Genomic DNA, 16,346 nt, shown 5'->3' on the forward strand with positions numbered 1-16,346 from the left:
TCAAATGCCCAAGCGGGCAAAGATCTCGTCCAAATGGGTTAGGTGGCGCCGCGGATCAAAACAAGCCTGCAGTTCCGCCTCGCTGAGGTGGGCCATCACTCGGGGATCCGCCAGCAGATTGGCGCGGAAATCCCCGCCGGGCTGGTTCCAGGCGCGGTGAGCATTTTCCTGCACCAGGCGGTAGGCTTCCTCGCGGCTAAGGCCCTTCTCCACCAAAGCCAGCAGCACCTGCTGGCTGAAGATGACGCCGCCGTAGAGGTTGAGATTGCGCTCCATGTTGCGAGCGTGAACCTGCAGCTGGCCCACCAGCTCCGCCATGTTGACCAACAGATAGTGGCAGAGGATGGAGGCATCCGGCAGGATGACCCGCTCTACGGAGCTGTGGGAGATGTCCCGCTCATGCCAAAGAGGAATGTTTTCCAGAGCCGGAAGGGCATACCCCCGCAGGAGGCGGGAAATCCCGGTTAGCTGTTCAGATTTGATGGGGTTGCGCTTGTGGGGCATAGCAGAGGATCCCTTTTGGCCGGGGGCAAAGTACTCCTCAGCCTCCAGTACCTCTGTTCGCTGCAGGTGGCGGATTTCAGTAGCAAAGCGCTCTAGGGAAGAGCCAATCAGAGCCAAGGTTTGCACGTATTCAGCGTGGCGATCCCGCGAGATTACCTGTGTCGAGGCTGTATCGGGCTTCAGGCCCAGGCGAGCGCAGGCCAACTGCTCCACCTGGGGAGGCACGTTGGCGTAGGTGCCCACGGCGCCAGAGATCTTGCCCACCGCCACCACTTCCCGCAGGCGAGCTAGGCGCTCTTGGTGGCGCAGGCACTCGGCCAGCCACCCTGCCAGCTTAAAGCCAAAGGTAATCGGCTCGGCGTGAACACCGTGGGTGCGGCCGATCATGAGGGTGTAGCGGTGCTGCCGAGCTTGGTCGCGGATAGCAGCGATGAGGTCGGCCAGGCGGGCTTGCAAGATCTCCACCGAGGCCACAAGCTGCAGGGCCAGGGCCGTATCCAACACATCCGAGCTGGTCAGGCCCAGGTGGATGTAGCGCCCTGCCTCGCCCACGTGCTCGTTGAGGTTGGTTAAGAAGGCAATAACATCGTGCTTCACTTCCGCCTCAATTTCCAAAACCCGCGCCGGGTCAAAGGCGGCTTTGGCTCTGATCTCCTGCAGGGCTTCTTGCGGGATCCGCCCCAGCTCCGCTTGCGCTTCACAGACAGCCAGCTCCACCTGCAGCCAGGTCTGGAGCTTGTGGGCAGTGGACCAAATCTGGCCCATTTCGGGCAGAGTGTAGCGCTCGATCAAGGTGCCTTTTCCGTCGGTACAGTAGGATGAGCTAGGCTATTTTAGCCTTTGGCGTCCCCCCTCGAGGAAAAGCCGCTGGGGGATCCCTGCGGGCTTGGCTTGCGGTGTCGAAGGAGCAGCAAGGAGTTTGCAGATGACCGTCGGAGCTGTGCCAACTCAGGGAAAAAGAGCTTGGACAGCCGAAGAATTCATGGCGTTGTCCAGGGAGGGACATCGCTACGAGATTGTTGATGGGAAGCCAATTGATATGGGAAGCGCGGGGGCACTCCATGGTTATGTCTGCAGCCTCCTATTGGCAGCTTTGACCCCCTACGTTTTGTCCAACAAGCTGGGGATCGTTTTAGATTCCAGCACTGCTTTTAAGATGAAGAGTGGAAATTGGCGCTCCCCTGACATCTCTTTTTTTGCTAAAGAACGCTTGCAGGGCATGGCTGAACTGCCCACAGGATTTTTGGAAGGCGCTCCAGATCTGGCTGTTGAAGTGCTTTCCCCCCGCAATACGGTTGAAGAAATTCATGACAAGCTGGTGGAGTACTTTGAAAATGGCAGCCGCCTGGTTTGGCTGGTTCACCCCAGCGAGCACTACGTCCTGGTGTATCGCAGCTCTCAAGAGCCTGACCGCCTCCTGAAATCGGTTGATCTTCTAGAAGGTGAAGAGGTTATTCCAGGATTTGCCCTGCCGGTGGCTCATCTATTCCAGAAGCTTTCCTTGTAACATCCCCCCGCCCTCACTCTAGCCAATAGAGCTTGGGCCTCCCAACCTTGCCATTGGGCATTCCTGCCCCGCGTCACAGAACGACTTGGCAGAGGAGTCGGTATCTCGACCCTGACTTTCCCGCCAGAGCGCGGAACTTGTAGCTCCCCGCACCCCTTGCAAGTTAAGTGCAGGGGGTTGCCCCTCTCGCCGACGGTCTATATTGAACTAGTTCGGGATCCGAAGAGCATGACTCTAGTCAATAATAAGCTCAACTATACTGAAAATAATGTATAATATGTTCAGTACGGATTACTACCAGTTGATCTTTCTGTTTACTTTCGAGTCTGCCAACATGGTAGCCAAAGCAAAGCAGAAAATTGGTAGTAAGACGACACGGAAACTGCGCTTTGGGTATTCTACTCAAAGCTTTGCGGGATACCGCCATTCTGTTTGGAAACAAACAGAATGCTATCGCTGCATAGTTGAACAGTGATGTTCAGCAGTGTTCAGCGTAAATGTATCAGGACGTCATTAGCGGTGCGGAGCACAATCAAGTGTCGATGGGGAAGGATAGCTCTGATAGGTTTCTTGGCAGCATTCCTCGCTCCTGCCCCTGCCATCTCTTTGCCTGCCTTCCCACCTCCTCCTGAGAAGACCTCGGCCCCAAACACCGCTTCCGAGTTCAACTGGCAGGGATCCCTCAAGTTGCTGCGGGGGGATCCCGTGGCTGCCCTGTCGGATCTGGATCGGGCGGTGCAGTTGGATCCCAGCTATGCGCCGGCCTATGTGAACCGCAGCTACGTCTACAACCAGTTGCGCCAGCCGGAAGAAGCTCTGGCCGATGCGGAGCGGGCCATTCAGTTGAATGCAGGGATCCCAGAAGCCTACTTTAGCCGCGGGGTGGCCTATCTTCAGTTGGGGGATCGAGAAGCGGCGATGGCCGACTTTCGCCAGGCGTTGGCTCTCTTCTCCAAGAGTGGCAACTTTGCCAACCAGGCCATCCTGCAGCAACTGCTGCGCCAGTTGGGGGTGGAGTAGCCGCCCTTGGATTAAACCTAGGGCCACCTCGAAGTTGGGTAACCTGTCTGGTCTTTCCCCTCACTTGCGCTTAGGCGTCTGAGCGGTTGATTCTCCCAGCAACTTGTCAGAAAGCCGAGGCTCTCCCAACCACTCGGCCAGGGAAACTGCCTGAGCCTGCAGCCCAAAGACCTGACAGAACGACTCCACCAGCACCGGAGCTACGGCAGCCATCGTTACCTCCGGACAAAAGTGCACCAGGGATCCCACCGGGCGATCAGGGATCCCACAGGGCACGATGGCCTCGAAGGCAGCTAGATCCGGGCAGACGTTGAGGGCAAAGCCGTGGTAGGTCACCCAGCGGGAGACCTTGATGCCGATGGCCGCCACTTTGCGGCCCTGCACCCAAACTCCTGTCAAGCCAGGGATCCGCTCCCCCTGTAGGCCGAAGTGGGCCAAGGTCTGGATGACCACCTCTTCTAGCTGGCGTAGGTACTCGTGGAGATCTGGGCGGTGGCGCTTTAGGTTCAGCATCGCATAGCCCACCCACTGCCCCGGCCCATGGTAGGTCACTTCGCCGCCGCGCTCCACCCGTAGGATTTCCGGCTCTTGTTCAGAAGGAGATTCCGGGTGGATAGCCGGGGATCCTATCGGCTGAGAAAGGCTCTTGAGAAACTTGGGATCGGCTCCTGCCCCCAAGGTGTAAACCGCAGGATGGGTGAGCAGCAGTAATCCGTCCGGCAACTGGGGATCCCGGATCATATGGGCCAGTCTTGCCTGCTGCCAAGCCCAGGCAGTGCGGTAGGGCACTTCACCCGGCAGGTGAACCTGCAGAAGCGGCAGTTGCACGGGGGATCCAGAAAAGTTCACCTAGCTTACAGGTTTAGTTAACCTGCGCCCGCAACCGCTCCAACAGGGCCCGCGGCTGCAACAGCCCCTCAATGCGGTCAATCGGCTTCCCATCTTTGAAGAGGATCAGCGTTGGCACCGCTTGAATGCCCCAGCGAGCAGCGATGGTTGGGTACTTTTCGGTGTCAACCTTCACAAAAGTAACCGCATCCCCCACCTGAGGTTTTACCTGCTCCAACACTTGCGCCATAACCTGACAAGGGCCGCACCAGGAAGCATAAAAATCCACCAGGATCGGGGTTTTGGATCCCTGAATCATGTCGGCAAAACTTTTGAATTGCTGTTTGTGCGCCATAGGAAACTCCCAGAGTGTTCTGAAAAGCCTGAAATGAAATCTATTTGTAAGCTAACTGTTTGAGACTAAAAATTAGGTAGGGATCCCGCTACGGCCTGCTTCGGTTTCCCGGTAGGATGGCTAGGGTTCAGGAGAAGAGCTAGAGCGTACCCGTAGTCTAGGGTGTTGTGGTGGACAAAGGGGCAGACTTTAGCAGGGTTTAAGGACTTGGAGGAGTGGGATCCCAATGGCAACAAGTAGCAGCATGGTGAATCGTGGCGTATTGGCCACAGTGCTGGCCGGGGTAGGACTCAGCCTATGGGGGGCTTGGCGTTGGCTGTGGGATCCCTGGGGCTGGGCTCAGGTAGTGGCCGGGTTGCTGCTGAGTTTGGGCAGCTTGCTCTACTGGCTCAAGACCCGCCCCGCTGACCAGCTGGTGGTGGAACCCAAGGGCTGGGGCATAGGCCGCCACACCCCCGAGCACTGGGTCATTCAAGCGGAGTTTGTGGCTCGCAACCTCAACCCCCTCTTTGAGGTCACCTTGGCCCAGGTGGAGCCGCGACTGCATTTGCTCAGCGCCGGATCCCTAGAAGGCATTGACACCCGCCTACGCCTGCGCTCTCGCCATCCGGATCTTCCCCCCCGGCAAGACAACTACTGGCAGGCTTATATCCTCACCCCCCAGAGCCAGACTGGCCTAGAAGTCGAGATCGAGCTGAAGGGGAAAGGGCTAGCGGATCTGCGCTCGGCCTGGCTCCAGCTGGACTACATTCAGTACGGGCGGCAGCGGCGCACCCTCAAGACCAGCCACCTCATCCTGCCGTTGCAAGAGGTGGATCCCTTGCCGGAGCTGAACTGGCAGCAGCAGGGATCCCTCCTTTGGGCCGCCGTTCCCACCCATCTGCTGACCCCCAGCGATGACTTGGCCGAGGTGCTACGGCGGTATGTAGGCCCTCACATCCAGCCCGGCGATATGGTGGCCATCTCGGAAAGCGCCGTGGCTATTGTCCAGGGCAACTTCCGCCATCCCCTGCAGGTGCAGCCCGGCTGGCTGGCCCGCACCCTGTGCTACTTCTTCCCCTCCAAGACCAGTCTTTCAAGCTGCTACGGGATGCAGACTTTGATCGACTGCTCCGGGGCCTGGCGGGTGGTGTGGGCTTTTGTGGTGGGATCCCTGGCCAAACTGCTGGGGATCCCGGGGGTCTTTTATGCCCTGGCGGGGGAGCAGGCCGATCTCATCGACGACGTTACTGGCACCCTGCCTCCCTATGACCAGTTCATCGTGCTGGGGCCGCGGGATCCGGCCAAGTTGGTGGGGGATCTGCATCGGCAGACGGGCTACGAAGTGGCCATCGTGGATGCCAACGATCTGGGGCAGGTCAAGATCCTGGCAGCCAGCCCCGGCGTAGAGCGGGAGCTGGTGGAGCAAGCCCTGGGCAAGAACCCCGCCGGCAATGCCGCTGAACAAACCCCCCTTGTGCTGATCAGGAAGATGACACCTGACTGAGGCTCTGCTGGGATCCGAGGGCTTGCATCGCCTGGTGAGTGGAGAGGAAGAAGCGCTCAGCGCCCACTTTCTCCACAAACCCAGCCTTTTGGAGGCGATCCATTACCGGCCCCTTCACCTCGGCCATGGCAAAGCCCACCCCTGCCTGCTGCAAACGTTCCACCAACTGGGTCAGCACTTCCAAAGCGCTGCCGTCGATGAAGTTGATGGCGCTGGCAACGAGCAGCACCTGCTCCACTGTGGGTCGCGCCGCCACCTCTCGCAGCAGATACTCCTGCAAGTAGGCTGCGTTGGCAAAAAACAGGCTCTCGTCCACCCGCACTGCCAAGATACGGGGATCGGTAATCACCTCATGGCGCTGCACGTTGCGGTAGTGCTCCGTACCGGGCACCTGACCCACGATGGCAATGTGAGGACGGCTAGCCCGCCAAAGAAAGAGCAGGATGGAGACTAACACCCCTATTCCGATCCCCTGCTCCACTCCGATCCCCAGCACACTGGCAAAGGTTACCAACCAAACCAGGGCATCGCCGCGGTCGTAGCGCCAGCTTTGCAGCAGGGGGTGAAAATCCACCAGGGCCAGCACCGCCACCAGAACGATGGCCGCCAGGGTGGTCTGGGGCAAGAAGGTGAACAGTGGCATCAGCCAGATGACCGTCAAAGCCACCAACAGGCCGGTGATTAGGGAGGCCAGGCCACTGTTGGCGCCTGCTTGAAAGTTCACCACCGACCGGCTGATGCCTCCCGTTACCGGATAGCCGCCACTGCAAGCTGCTGCCAAGTTGGCTGCCCCCAAAGCCACCAGATCTTGGTTGGGATCCACCTTCTGCCGCCGCTGGCTGGCCAAGGACTGCCCCACAGCATAGCTTTCCGTGAAGCCCACCAAGCTGATGGCCAAGGCGGTGGGCAGAAGCGCTGTCCACTGTCCCCAGCTCAACGAGGGAAAGCCCAAGGGGGGCAACCCGGAAGGAATGGAGCCAACAACGGATACCCCTGCCCTCTCCGAGAGGTTTAGGCCCCAGACCAACAGGCTGGTCACGAGCACAGCCGCTAGCGGTGCCCCCTTGGTCAAAATCAAGGCCCAACCTGGAGGCACACCCCAACGCCGCAGTTGGTGGGGCAACTTTCGCTGAGCGTACACCAGCAGGGATACGGCCAGCAGCCCTAGGCCAAAGGTTGCCCAGTTCACCTTGTCCAGGCTTTGCCACAGCCGCTGCACCAACAGCAAGAAGGACTCCGTATTGGCGATCTTGACCCCCAGGAGGTGGCGGAGCTGGCTGAAGCCGATGATCAAGGCCGCCGCGCTGCCAAAGGCAGTCACCACCGTGTGGCTTAAGAAATTGGCCAAAAACCCCAGCCGCAACAACCCCATGGCCCCCTGGACCAGACCCACCTCCAAGGCCAGCCCCAAAGCCAACTGTCCATACTCCGGGCTGCCCGGCAAGGACTCCGTCCCGCTGACGCGACCGGCCAGCGGCTCTAACCCTGCCGCCACCAAGAGGGAGATGATGGCCACTGGCCCTACCGCCAAGGCGCGGCTGGATCCCAGTAGTCCATAGACGATCACCGGCAAAATACTGGCGTACAGGCCCACTTGGGGGGGCAACCCGGCCAACAGGGCATAGGCCATGCTCTGGGGCACCAACAGAATGGCCACCACAAGGCCGGCGATCAGATCTCCCGGCAAATCTGATCGTTGATAGTGGAAGACCCAAAGGGACTCCTTAGCAAAGGGCAGGTACCGCGCCAGGATCCCTTGCCCCCCAGAGGAAGTAGAAGGGATCCCACTCATAGCGCCTGACCTCGGTTCCAGGGCATGCGAGCCAAGAGCAGAGCCATGCCACAGGTGTTGGTTACACCCGCAAACACCAGCCCGGCGCCCACAAAGCCACTCAGCAGCAGCCACCAGGGGTTGACAAAGGCCCCCAGAAGGGTTCCGGTGAGCACCAGGGATCCCGCTGCAATCTGCACCTGCCGCATGATGGAGATGGGCGCATTTTGGGTGCGGGTAACGGGCAGCTTGGCCGCTTTCCAAGCCTCGATCCCTCCCTTGAGGCTAATGACCTCCGGCCAGCCGCGGTCTAGCAACTGACAACCGGCGCGGATGGAGCGGCTGCCCATGCGGCAGTGCAACACCACCGGCTTCTCTGGCGTGGAAGCAGGCACTTTGGCCGGGTCAAAGGTAGATAGGGGCATGTTGATGGCCCCCGGGATCCGCTCATCGGCATATTCTCCCGGCTCCCGCACATCAATGAGCTGGACTCGCCCCTGATCCAGCCACTGTCTTATGGTCAGGGCATCGATCTCCTTGAGACGGGGATCCCGTTCCTGCTGAGCGGAAGGCGTAGGATTTTGTCGGGCTACAGTCATTGGTTTCCTCCTCGGGTAACTAACCTTCTTCCTCAAGCAACCTGCTGGGCTCGCCAGGGTAAAACTGGCTATCCAGGATTTGCTCGGGAGCGTAAGGACACGTCTTGGGAAAAGTCTTTCTGGGCAGCTTGGTCTCTTCCAGGGCTAGCTGGAGCGCCCTCAGGTAAGACTTGGCGATGGCCTCCGGCAAATAGGGCCTCAGTCTTGGGCTTTCCTCCAGCAGATCCAGAACTTCCTGCCGCTGCACCTGTAGGGTGAGAAGCCAGCTTACAGATCTAGCCTGCGGCTGATACTCCCATTTCAGGAGGTGCCCCACCAAAACCCCCAGCCGGTTGCGCAGCTCTTGCCGCTGTTGCCTGCCCAACGATTCCATCTCCTCAATCAAATGGGGCAGGTCTAGCTTCTCCCAAGCCCGCTCCCGCAGAAATTGAGCTTGTTGCTGAGTCCAAGCATAGAAATCCTTCTCATAGAGGCTTTCTGGATCCACTCTCAACCCTCCCCCTTCTGACCCGCCAGCTCAGAGAAGTCTAGCTAGCCCCGCAGGCTTTACAGCCAGGCTCTCCCACCCAAGAGGGTTTGCCCCACTAAACCGCGGCTGCCACTTGGCCGCACTGCTCGTTGGCCGGCACCGCTTCCTGGATCTTCTTCGGCTGGGGCAGGTTGAGGCTGTTCATGAGGGCAATGAAGCTCTCACGGGAACGCAGGTTGCCCGTTTCCGGATCCACAAAGCGCGGGTTCCAGCGCTTCTCCTCGCCAATGGTGGAGACGGTGTGCCCGCGATAGTCGTGGCCAGGATAGACCAGCGTCTCATCGGGCAGCGTAAACAAGTGCTGGGTAACATGGTCGTACATCAGGCCGGGATCCCCGCTTTGGAAATCCGTGCGCCCACAGCCGCGGATCAGCAGGGCATCTCCGGTAAGGACGCGATCCCCATTCACGCGGTAGGTCATGTGGCTGTCGGTGTGGCCCAGGGTAGCGATGGCTTCAATGACGACGGATCCCACTTGCAGCGTTTCCCCATGACCGATGAAACGATCTGCACACTGAGCCTTAGCCTGTACCGGCACCACCCCTTGGCAACCGGTCAGTTCCCGCAGCTTCCCGGTTCCCGTGATGTGATCCGCGTGAACGTGGGTTTCCAGGCAGTACTTCAAGGTTAGACCCAATTCCCGAATCAACTTCAAATCCCGCTCCACCTGCTCCAGTACCGGATCCACCAGGGCGGCCTCGCGGGTTGCCGGATCCGCGATTAAATAGGTGTAGGTGCTTGTTTCTGCGTCGAACAGTTGGCGAAATAGCATAGTGCCCTCCTGTCTGGTATCGAAAGCCCGACGTGAACTTGGGCTTTCTAGGAACACTATATAACTATCTAGTGTTAAAATTAAAATCAAGTTGACGAACGGCGCAAGCAGGTTTGTTGATTGGGGAAAAGCCGGTGAGCAGAGCGGATGTGAATAAGTGTCGCACGATCCTGACGCCGCAGGTTCTCGACAGCGTGGCAGAGTACTTCAAGGTTTTGGCGGAACCCAGCCGCCTGCAGATCCTGTGTCAGTTGCGCTCGGGGCCCAAGAACGTCACCCAAATCTTGGAAGCTACGGGTATGGGCCAGGCCAATGTTTCCAAGCACCTCAAGATCCTGACCCAGGCAGGGATCGTCAGCCGTCAGCCCAAGGGGGTGAGTGTTTATTACCAAATTGCGGATCCCATGTGCTTTGAGCTGTGTGAAGTGGTATGTCGGCAGTTGGTGAGTCGGCTACAACAGCAAGCCCGCCAACTGGAGCCGCTGGCAGCCATTCACCCAGGTCAATCGAGCTGAGGCGAAAATGGTTCTCAAACGGGTTGGGGTTGTCGGGAGCACCTGATGATTAGTCCAGCCCCAGCCGCTGACGAAAGTAAGGGATGGTCTGTTGCAGCCCAACCTGCAAAGGGATCCGAGGTTCCCACCCCAAGAGGGCGCGGGCTTTGCCAATATCCGGCTGCCGTTGTCTGGGATCGTCCGTCGGCAGAGGCCGGTAAACGATGGGAGAAGGGCTGCCGGTGAGGGCGAGCACCTGCTGGGCCAGCTCCAGGATGGTGAACTCCTCTGGGTTGCCCAAGTTAAAGGGTCCGGGGTAGGGGCTGTTCATCAGCCGGATCAAGCCTTCCACCAGGTCGGAGATGTAGCAAAAGCTGCGGGTCTGGGATCCATCCCCATAGACCGTCAGGGGATCCCCGCGCAGGGCCTGGACGATAAAGTTGCTCACCACGCGGCCATCGTCCTCCCGCATGGCAGGGCCGTAGGTGTTGAAGATGCGGGCCACCCGGATCTCCGTCTGGTATTGCCGCTGCCAGTCGAAGGTGAGGGTTTCCGCCAAGCGCTTGGATTCGTCGTAGCAGGCCCGCGGGCCGATGGGGTTGACGTGGCCCCAGTAGTCTTCCGGTTGGGGATGCACTTGGGGATCCCCGTACACTTCTGAAGTCGAGGCCAGCAGGAACCTCGCTCCCGTTTTCTGGGCCAGTTGCAGCAGGTGGTAGGTGCCCCAGAGGCTGGTGCGGATGGTGCGGATGGGATCCGCTTGGTAGTGGGGGGGAGAAGCGGGGCAGGCCAGGTGGTAGATCTGCTGGATCCCAGCCTCTGCCAAAGCGGGCGGCAAGGGATCCGCCACGTCGTGCCAGATGAGCTGAAAGGCGGGGTTGTCCAGATGGGCCTGGACATTGAGCTGCCGGCCCGTGTAGCCGTTATCCAGACAAATGACCCAGTGGCCTTCTTGCAGAAGGCGGGTTACCAAGTGGGATCCAATAAATCCCAGGCCACCTGTAACCAGGATCTTCATGATTTCCCCTGATTTCCCCAGCGCCTACCAGCCCACTCCGATGAGGGTTATGCCCGCCTGCCGCACTGCCTCCCGATCCAGACAGTTACGGCCATCGATGAGCAAGGGCCGCCGCATCAGCTCTGCAATCCGTCGGTAATCCAGCGACAAAAACTCCGGCCACTCCGTCACCAGCACCAGGGCATCGCAATCTTGGGCCAGGCGAAACACATCCGTTTCCACCACCACATGGGCTAGCCCCTCCCGCATCCCCGAGGCGGACACAACGGGATCATACGCCTTCACCTTTGCCCCAAGGCGGTGGAGCTGCTCGATTAAGGTCAGGGAAGGGGCATCCCGCAGGTCGTCGGTGTGGGGTTTAAACGTCAGACCCAGTAGGCCAACGGTTTTTCCCTTGAGCACCTTGAGGGCCTGCTGCAGCTTTTCCACCAGGCGCTGCCGCTGTTCTCGGTTAACCTCCACCGTGGCCTGCAACAGCTTGGCCTCATAGCCGTAGTCAGCAGCGGTTTGGATAAGAGCCGCCAGATCTTTGGGGAAGCAGCTTCCGCCCCACCCTATGCCGGCGTTGAGAAAGGCGCGGCCAATGCGCCTATCTAGGCCGATCCCTTCTGCCACCTGGGTGATGTCGGCGCCGGTGCGCTCACAGATGTTGGCCATTTCGTTGATGAAGCTAATCTTGGTGGCCAGGAAGGCGTTGGCGGCATACTTGATCATTTCGGCAGAAGCCAGGTCGGTCACCAGCAAAGGCACGGGATCCCCTTGCAGGCCCTGCTGGCGGTTGAGGATGGGTTCATACAGCTGCCGCATGATTTCAATGGCGCGGGGGCTGTTGGAGCCAATCACAATGCGATCCGGGTAGAAGGTATCTTGGATGGCACTGCCCTCCCGCAGAAACTCGGGGTTGCTCACCACGTCAAACTGCGGCGTCCAAGGGGAGAGCTCTAAGGTGAGAGATCTGGCCTCAGGATCCCTCCCCACTTCTCGGCTGCTCAGCCGCTGCTTGGCGGCTTCGGCGGCCCCGTCCAAAATGAGCATGCGCACCCAGTCCCCAGAGCCAATGGGCACAGTGGATTTGTTGACAATGACTCGATAGTGCTCGTCCAGATGCTGGCCAATTTCCCGCGCCACTGCTTCCACGTAGCGCAGATCGGGATCCCCGCTGGGCAGGGCCGGGGTGCCCACGGCAATAAACACCACCTCGCTGGCCTGGATCCCAAGGCCCAGATCGGTGGTAAAGTGCAGCCGACCCGCCGCAGTTCCCTCCCGCACCAGCTCTTCCAGGCCGGGCTCGTAGATGGGCAGGCAACCCCGCTGCAGCCCTTCAATCTTGGCGGGGTTGTTGTCCACACAGATAACGCTATTTCCTAGGTGAGCCAGGCAAGCCCCTGTTACCAGGCCCACATAGCCAGCGCCTACCACAGCAACGTGCATACTCAGAGTTCGCTCCCCAATCGGCGGCCACTTGACTAAGCCTTAGCAGCTTGCTTTTAGGGTACCCTCCCTTACCCCTATTGAGGTCGGTGACAGAATAAAGCGGGATATCTGTGGATCCCCGCCCGAGCTGCAGTGAGCTTTCTGGATTCTGCTGCCATAGCCAGCCGCCGTCAGCGCCAAGTGCAGAGGGTGCTGTACGTCACGCTAGGGCTAAATGTCCTGGTGTTTCTGATCAAGTTAATCCTGGGGCTGACGACGGGATCCCTAAGCCTAATTGCCGATGCCCTGCACAGCTCCACCGACAGCGCCAGCAACATTTTGGGCTTGGTGGCCGTGCGCTTTTCTTCGCCAGAGCCCGATGACGACCATCCCTACGGCCATCGCAAGTTTGAAGCCATTGGAGCGCTGGGGATCGCCGCCTTTTTGGGGATGGCCAGCCTGGAGATCCTGCGCACAGCCGTGGAGCGGTTTTGGGAGCCCCAGCCCCACCTGCAGATCGATGAGCTGACCTTGGGGATGATGGTGGGCGTGCTGGGCATTAATGTCTTTGTCACCCTCTACGAGCACCGCTGGGGCAAAGCTCTGTCCAGCTCGCTGCTGTTGGCCGATGCGCGCCATACCCTCAGCGACGTTGGGGTGACGCTGACGGTGTTGCTGGGGTTGGCCGGCATGCATTATTGGGGGATCCCTTGGTTGGATCAAGCCCTGGCTTTGCCGGTGGCGCTGCTGGTGCTCCGAAGCGGCTGGGAAGTGCTGCAGGAGAATCTTCCCTACCTCACAGATCGGGTGGCGATCCCTGCCGAGGCCCTGCGGGATCTGATCCTGAGCGTGCCAGGCGTGCTCGACTGCCATGACATCACTTCCCGCGGCATCCCAGGGGAAATGGTCTTTATCGAGATGCACCTGGTGGTGGAGCCACAGGACATTGAGTCCGCCCACCGCCTCACTGAGGAAGTCGAACACCTCCTGCAAGGGCGCTACGGGCCGGCGCGGATCCTCATCCACCTGGAGCCTCGCTCCCATATCGAGCAACCCTAGCAGGAGCTCGCCACCTGCCAACAGATAGCCTAGCCAAACCTCAGGGATCCTGATGTTTCCAAAAGAACACCAAAACGGTATCAACGCCTCTGCGAGCGTCCCTCAAAATCTCGGAAAAGCCTATTCTTTCGTCGGATCCCTCGACGCCTTGTGCCACAAGGCTTTCCGGCCCCAAAACCCCCTCGCCGAAACTCTTTTTGCCCCCTTTTTTCCGGATCCCTCGCAAACGGGTCTTGCATCCCTTGCCCTGCTTGGCTTTAATAGGGGTGGAGTTCCCCCTTCGGGGGGATCCCTAGAAATTGGAAACGCAATTGCAGGGGTAGAACACCCCCGCATCGTGGATGTTCCCCCTTCGGGGGGATCCCTAGAAATTGGAAACTTGTTCTTTGGTATACTTGGCGTCTAAGTCACTGAGGTGTTCCCCCTTCGGGGGGATCCCTAGAAATTGGAAACAGTCTTACCCTCCACCGACTGGTGGTTCTGCTCGCCGAAGTTCCCCCTTCGGGGGGATCCCTAGAAATTGGAAACATCCTGGACCCGGAATACGACGACGAGCCCGTCATTTTTGGTTCCCCCTTCGGGGGGATCCCTAGAAATTGGAAACGTAAATCTTTGGGCTCCAAAGTGCCCCCATTACCCACCCGTTCCCCCTTCGGGGGGATCCCTAGAAATTGGAAACGTAGAGCTATTAAAGTAACAGCTACAACCTCTCCTGGAAGTTCCCCCTTCGGGGGGATCCCTAGAAATTGGAAACCCTTGATTACGGCCTCGATTTGGCTAACCCAACGACGTGCAGTTCCCCCTTCGGGGGGATCCCTAGAAATTGGAAACAAAATATAGGTATGTCAATATAGATACAACCATTTGAAGTTCCCCCTTCGGGGGGATCCCTAGAAATTGGAAACATGAGGTGTATAGGCCAAACTCGTTCGATCTATCCTCGCGGGGTTCCCCCTTCGGGGGGATCCCTAGAAATTGGAAACTACCACAAGGTGTATACCAATGAAGTAGAGTACCTCGAGCGTTCCCCCTTCGGGGGGATCCCTAGAAATTGGAAACACAAGACATGACTAGCCTCCAAAGGAGTAGATTTTCAAGTTCCCCCTTCGGGGGGATCCCTAGAAATTGGAAACACTTTTAAAACTTTTTTAAAAGATCATCTTAGCTGACCCTTGTTCCCCCTTCGGGGGGATCCCTAGAAATTGGAAACCTCTAAGTGCAACCAACTTGCTATATTCCCGTTGTAGGTCTGTTCCCCCTTCGGGGGGATCCCTAGAAATTGGAAACACTGTTCCAAATCAGGAACGTAAAACGAGACGGAAATGTATCCGTTCCCCCTTCGGGGGGATCCCTAGAAATTGGAAACTCACCGAGGTTTGAAGATTGGTGTCTCGGTTATTCAGACAGGTTCCCCCTTCGGGGGGATCCCTAGAAATTGGAAACTCATCGGTCTCACGCAGACTATTGGTAACCAGCCGTGTTCCCCCTTCGGGGGGATCCCTAGAAATTGGAAACCTCAAGGGCGGCTTTATAGCCGTTTCTTTCTACATCCGTTCCCCCTTCGGGGGGATCCCTAGAAATTGGAAACAGCCAGCTCTTAGCCAACTGAATTTGTTTGTCATTGAGTTGTTCCCCCTTCGGGGGGATCCCTAGAAATTGGAAACCATTGCACAAAGCCCCCGGCGGAGAAGATTTGCATCGCGTTCCCCCTTCGGGGGGATCCCTAGAAATTGGAAACTAGATTAGCTGGACCATCCGGAGAGCTTCCCGGATGGTGTTCCCCCTTCGGGGGGATCCCTAGAAATTGGAAACAGGATGACTTTGGAGAAATAGCTCAGCTATTTCCATGTTCCCCCTTCGGGGGGATCCCTAGAAATTGGAAACTGTACTACAGTCCTGACAAAGGGCTGTACGAAGGGCCAACGGTGTTCCCCCTTCGGGGGGATCCCTAGAAATTGGAAACTTTTTGAAGGAACAGCCAAACCTACAGTGAATTTGCAGTTCCCCCTTCGGGGGGATCCCTAGAAATTGGAAACGACGGATCCCTCGTCTCTATATTCTTCCAGCTCTTCTAAGTTCCCCCTTCGGGGGGATCCCTAGAAATTGGAAACTTGTTGTCTTGGTTGATCTGGAAAAGTAAGAGGGTGTTCCCCCTTCGGGGGGATCCCTAGAAATTGGAAACGTTAGTCCCTGAATAAGGGAGGAGGATGGCATGAATGCAGCTCTAGTTCCCCCTTCGGGGGGATCCCTAGAAATTGGAAACTAACGTGTTGAAAGCCGGATGAATCTCCTTCTTCAACAGTTCCCCCTTCGGGGGGATCCCTAGAAATTGGAAACACGAGTACGATACGTTCCATAACAAACCTCCCTTTCGTTCCCCCTTCGGGGGGATCCCTAGAAATTGGAAACGATCAAGTCTAACCCAATTCGGGTAGACCGACTGTGTTGCAAGGTTCCCCCTTCGGGGGGATCCCTAGAAATTGGAAACTTGGGGATTAGGATCTTCCCTTCCAGGAAGACTTTTTTGTTCCCCCTTCGGGGGGATCCTTAGAAATTGGAAAAGAGAAAATCGAAATCAAACGAAACTGGGCCTGGTTATCAGGCGGGCAGCGAAAGCAACGGCTGAAACGCTCCAGAAATCGGCCTGCTGGCTGGGGAAAGTCTGGGAAAGTGAGGTCTGGATCCCCGGCAGCCACCGCTGCCCAAAAGTAGCGCAATTGTGGGGCCAAGGCTTGTGCCTGTTCCAAAGGCAAATTCAGCGGTGCGGAGGTTAAAAACTTAACCACCGCTGGTTCACTGCGCTGGGCCATCCATTCTCGCGAGAACGCCTGCAAATCGGGCCAATCCGGCAGGGATCCCACCCGGTAGCTCTGGATATGGACTTGGATTCCGGTCTCTCGATCCGACCGGATCTCGACAAGGCGGTAGGGGTGGGGAAAGCTGACCAAAGAGCCGGTGGTAATGTCGTAAACCCCCCCTCGTCGGGCGATG

At 58.3% G+C, this 16,346-nt stretch carries 14 protein-coding genes and 1 CRISPR repeat array; of the genes, 5 read left to right on the forward strand and 9 right to left on the reverse strand.

Going from position 1 to position 16,346, the window contains the following annotated elements:
• Positions 1-1,296 carry an adenylosuccinate lyase gene (purB, locus tag CYB_RS09125; protein WP_011433513.1) on the reverse strand — a complete coding sequence of 432 codons (1,296 nt, stop codon included), beginning with the start codon at positions 1,294-1,296 and terminating at the stop codon, positions 1-3.
• 133 nt (positions 1,297-1,429) lie between these two features.
• Here purB and CYB_RS09130 point away from each other — a divergent pair, with 133 nt between their 5' ends.
• Positions 1,430-2,011, forward strand: a complete 582-nt coding sequence (locus CYB_RS09130; protein ID WP_011430559.1) for a Uma2 family endonuclease — start codon at positions 1,430-1,432, stop codon at positions 2,009-2,011.
• Positions 2,012-2,581: 570 nt separating this feature from the next.
• Positions 2,582-3,031 (forward strand): tetratricopeptide repeat protein, encoded by a 450-nt coding sequence (locus tag CYB_RS14115; protein ID WP_049749587.1) that lies wholly within the window; start codon positions 2,582-2,584, stop codon positions 3,029-3,031.
• Between the two features lie 60 nt (positions 3,032-3,091).
• Here the strand turns inward: CYB_RS14115 and lipB are convergent, their stop codons facing one another.
• Both lipB and trxA read right to left on the reverse strand, forming a co-directional pair.
• Entirely contained in the window at positions 3,092-3,859 is a 768-nt protein-coding gene (lipB, locus tag CYB_RS09140) for a lipoyl(octanoyl) transferase LipB (protein ID WP_255344538.1), read from the reverse strand.
• A 34-nt stretch (positions 3,860-3,893) separates the two neighbouring features.
• A complete protein-coding gene (trxA, locus tag CYB_RS09145) occupies positions 3,894-4,214 on the reverse strand; it encodes a thioredoxin (protein WP_011433516.1) in 321 nt (106 codons plus the stop codon).
• A 226-nt stretch (positions 4,215-4,440) separates the two neighbouring features.
• Between trxA and CYB_RS09150 the strand changes: the two genes are divergently transcribed.
• Positions 4,441-5,700: a hypothetical protein gene (locus CYB_RS09150; RefSeq protein WP_238376742.1), complete on the forward strand. Its 1,260-nt coding sequence runs from the start codon at positions 4,441-4,443 to the stop codon at positions 5,698-5,700.
• Here CYB_RS09150 and CYB_RS09155 read toward each other — a convergent pair.
• From CYB_RS09155 to CYB_RS09170, 4 genes are all read right to left on the reverse strand, one after another.
• A complete protein-coding gene (locus tag CYB_RS09155; protein WP_011433518.1) occupies positions 5,678-7,492 on the reverse strand; it encodes a SulP family inorganic anion transporter in 1,815 nt (604 codons plus the stop codon). The two genes, CYB_RS09150 and CYB_RS09155, sit on opposite strands and share 23 nt — an antisense overlap.
• Positions 7,489-8,070: a rhodanese-like domain-containing protein gene (locus tag CYB_RS09160; RefSeq protein ID WP_011433519.1), complete on the reverse strand. Its 582-nt coding sequence runs from the start codon at positions 8,068-8,070 to the stop codon at positions 7,489-7,491. Before CYB_RS09160 ends, CYB_RS09155 begins: the two co-directional genes overlap by 4 nt.
• A 19-nt stretch (positions 8,071-8,089) precedes the next feature.
• Positions 8,090-8,557, reverse strand: a complete 468-nt coding sequence (locus tag CYB_RS09165; protein ID WP_011433520.1) for a DUF29 domain-containing protein — start codon at positions 8,555-8,557, stop codon at positions 8,090-8,092.
• A gap of 97 nt (positions 8,558-8,654) precedes the next feature.
• A complete protein-coding gene (locus CYB_RS09170; protein WP_011433521.1) occupies positions 8,655-9,371 on the reverse strand; it encodes an MBL fold metallo-hydrolase in 717 nt (238 codons plus the stop codon).
• 134 nt (positions 9,372-9,505) lie between these two features.
• Here CYB_RS09170 and CYB_RS09175 point away from each other — a divergent pair, with 134 nt between their 5' ends.
• Positions 9,506-9,886, forward strand: a complete 381-nt coding sequence (locus CYB_RS09175; protein ID WP_238376743.1) for an ArsR/SmtB family transcription factor — start codon at positions 9,506-9,508, stop codon at positions 9,884-9,886.
• 49 nt (positions 9,887-9,935) lie between these two features.
• Here CYB_RS09175 and CYB_RS09180 read toward each other — a convergent pair whose 3' ends face one another.
• Both CYB_RS09180 and CYB_RS09185 read right to left on the reverse strand, forming a co-directional pair.
• The gene (locus CYB_RS09180) at positions 9,936-10,883 is read right to left on the reverse strand and encodes a UDP-glucuronic acid decarboxylase family protein (protein WP_011433523.1); all 948 of its coding nucleotides are present in this window, start codon (positions 10,881-10,883) and stop codon (positions 9,936-9,938) included.
• 24 nt (positions 10,884-10,907) lie between these two features.
• On the reverse strand, positions 10,908-12,314 hold the full coding sequence (locus CYB_RS09185; protein ID WP_011433524.1) for a UDP-glucose dehydrogenase family protein: 1,407 nt from the start codon (positions 12,312-12,314) through the stop codon (positions 10,908-10,910).
• A gap of 135 nt (positions 12,315-12,449) precedes the next feature.
• Between CYB_RS09185 and CYB_RS09190 the strand changes: the two genes are divergently transcribed.
• Positions 12,450-13,355, forward strand: a complete 906-nt coding sequence (locus CYB_RS09190; protein ID WP_011433525.1) for a cation diffusion facilitator family transporter — start codon at positions 12,450-12,452, stop codon at positions 13,353-13,355.
• Positions 13,356-13,626: 271 nt separating this feature from the next.
• Positions 13,627-15,917: a CRISPR direct-repeat array (repeat unit 36 nt; unit sequence GTTCCCCCTTCGGGGGGATCCCTAGAAATTGGAAAC).
• Positions 15,918-16,346 lie beyond the last annotated feature (429 nt).

The organism is Synechococcus sp. JA-2-3B'a(2-13) (assembly GCF_000013225.1).
Taxonomy (GTDB): domain Bacteria; phylum Cyanobacteriota; class Cyanobacteriia; order Thermostichales; family Thermostichaceae; genus Thermostichus.

Bases quoted from the DNA above. Each gene is read 5' to 3' on its own strand.
- trxA (WP_011433516.1), bottom strand. From the start codon at position 4,214: ATGGCGCACAAACAGCAATTCAAAAGTTTTGCCGACATGATTCAGGGA.
- CYB_RS09155 (WP_011433518.1), bottom strand. From the start codon at position 7,492: ATGAGTGGGATCCCTTCTACTTCCTCTGGGGGGCAAGGGATCCTGGCG.
- CYB_RS09160 (WP_011433519.1), bottom strand. From the start codon at position 8,070: ATGACTGTAGCCCGACAAAATCCTACGCCTTCCGCTCAGCAGGAACGG.
- CYB_RS09180 (WP_011433523.1), bottom strand. From the start codon at position 10,883: ATGAAGATCCTGGTTACAGGTGGCCTGGGATTTATTGGATCCCACTTG.
- CYB_RS09150 (WP_238376742.1), top strand. From the start codon at position 4,441: ATGGCAACAAGTAGCAGCATGGTGAATCGTGGCGTATTGGCCACAGTG.
- CYB_RS09130 (WP_011430559.1), top strand. From the start codon at position 1,430: ATGACCGTCGGAGCTGTGCCAACTCAGGGAAAAAGAGCTTGGACAGCC.
- CYB_RS09185 (WP_011433524.1), bottom strand. From the start codon at position 12,314: ATGCACGTTGCTGTGGTAGGCGCTGGCTATGTGGGCCTGGTAACAGGG.
- CYB_RS09170 (WP_011433521.1), bottom strand. From the start codon at position 9,371: ATGCTATTTCGCCAACTGTTCGACGCAGAAACAAGCACCTACACCTAT.